Genomic DNA, 437 nt, shown 5'->3' on the forward strand with positions numbered 1-437 from the left:
GAAGACTACTGTGAAGCATTCGTTCAAGCAGCAGAAGACTTTGCTGTAATGGTGGCTGTAGAAGCTGGTGAAATAAAAGCGAATTGTTCTTGTCCAAAGCTAGCTTCCTTTCAAAAAGAATGTCAGCATATTGCAGCTGTTTTGCTGGAGATTAAGAAATTTCAGCTGAGTGGCAAGGAGCCTGCTACTATGCAAGAAACGAATACAAATGTATCAGATGATTTTTTTGCTTTATTTAATCAGACTAGTTTTCCTTCACCAAAGAAACAACGCCACTTTGAGAAAAGAGAAGTAGTTCCAGTTGAATTTTTGATGAAAATTATTCCAGTTGGATCAGAAGCGAATATGTTTGGCATCGAAATTCACCTTTTATCCAATAAAATAAAAAACATTCGTCAATTTTTAGAAGTAATAAATGCCGGCAATATGTATCAATA

The 437-nt window shown here is 35.5% G+C and carries 1 protein-coding gene; it reads left to right on the forward strand.

Translation table 11 applies throughout. From position 1 onward, the window contains the following. On the forward strand, positions 1-437 hold a 437-nt coding region (locus tag E0L35_RS25635; protein WP_171051242.1), incomplete at both ends, for an SWIM zinc finger family protein.

This window comes from Halomonas sp. ATBC28 (assembly GCF_005937175.1).
Classification (GTDB): domain Bacteria; phylum Pseudomonadota; class Gammaproteobacteria; order Pseudomonadales; family Halomonadaceae; genus Vreelandella; species Vreelandella titanicae.